The 1270-nt window shown below is 46.9% G+C and carries 2 protein-coding genes; both read right to left on the reverse strand.

The genetic code is table 11. The annotated features are described in order from the left end of the window. The coding region (locus H7F08_RS15280; protein WP_193641003.1) for an Hsp20/alpha crystallin family protein at positions 1-315 on the reverse strand (315 nt) is incomplete at its 3' end. Between the two features lie 628 nt (positions 316-943). Then, on the reverse strand, positions 944-1090 hold the full coding sequence (locus tag H7F08_RS15980) for an SEL1-like repeat protein (protein ID WP_084546934.1): 147 nt from the start codon (positions 1088-1090) through the stop codon (positions 944-946). Positions 1091-1270: the final 180 nt, after the last annotated feature.

Genomic DNA, 1270 nt, shown 5'->3' on the forward strand with positions numbered 1-1270 from the left:
CTCGCCGTAATGCCGTTCACGATATACATAGTTCGCGTCTTTTTCCGTTTTCTCCTCTTGTTTCACACCACCAAGATAAACTTGGTTACCATGCACCTGGATATCCAGATCGTTCTTTTCAACACCGGGTATTTCAGCTTTGAGAATAAAGGCGTCATCCCGATCAATAACATCTATATTGGCAACCTGTGGATAGGATTGTCTACGTAAAGATGCCGGGGAAAAGAATCCGGGCATAAACGTGTCAAGTACGCCTTCCAGTGGATCAGTCGGACGCACATCCATAACCGTGGGACGGGATACTTCTTTAGCCATGGTGTATACCTCCATCTTATGACAATAACCTTTTAACAATCATAGCCTGCTCTCAGGCTGAAAGATTTATGGGTACGCTCCACTAAAATTTCAAGGGGCTGCACAATAGCATCTAAGCGAATGGAATCCGTTTCCTCCAGAAGCCTCGACAGCTTTCTAGATAAATGCTTGAAGCCAATAAAAGCCGGGAAAGTGTGCCACAGGAGCCGAAAGCGCCTGTGTTAAAAAGAGTCGTGAAATGCTGGGGAAAAGGGGGATGTTCAGGAACCAATCATGAGAAGAGGATGTCTTGTTACCTCCAAGTTACTTCATTGACATGCTGCTGTAAGTAATGGAATAGATGCCCCATACAAGAGGTAGACGCAGCCTTTTTGCCCAACTACCTGAGGTGGAAGTATTTACAGGATGCATGATCATTTTCGCTCTAGAGAGCTTACATTGCTTTGTTTGTCTTTTGCATTGTTGAGAGTGTGTTTGATGGCGTGCCAACGAAGAGGGGGCGACTCTTGTTGGGCTCAAAAAGCCGTTCTATATGGATGTGGCCTTGATGACCAATCCAGAATTCCCAGAATGCCGCGAATAAAACTACCGCAAGGATCTTCAATATACGCTTGAGCACAAAATTGGCTCATTTCTTGCGATCTTTTGCAGATTGTTGCCACCAATAAACGGCTTTATGCGTGTTGGTTGGTACACCCTCGCCGAAGTTGTAAGCGAAGGCCAGATGAAAAGCCCCATTGGCGTTTCCGGATTCTGCCGACTTACGAAACCAGATATCTGCTTTGGCTCTTCGTCAGATTGAGTGGGTAGGGGGTAGAATGCTGTGGAGCGGTCGTGCCCTGAATAGGAGTTAGCTGATGGTCCCTGAAGAGCTGTTTTCTCTCGCGTTAGGATTGGTTCCGCCGTGGTTGGTGGATCATGTGACTTTCACGGTGGAGGAGAAGCGGTTGGACCT

The sequence above is a fragment of the Acidithiobacillus sp. HP-11 genome (assembly GCF_015100075.1).
GTDB classification, from domain to species: Bacteria; Pseudomonadota; Gammaproteobacteria; order Acidithiobacillales; family Acidithiobacillaceae; genus Acidithiobacillus; species Acidithiobacillus thiooxidans.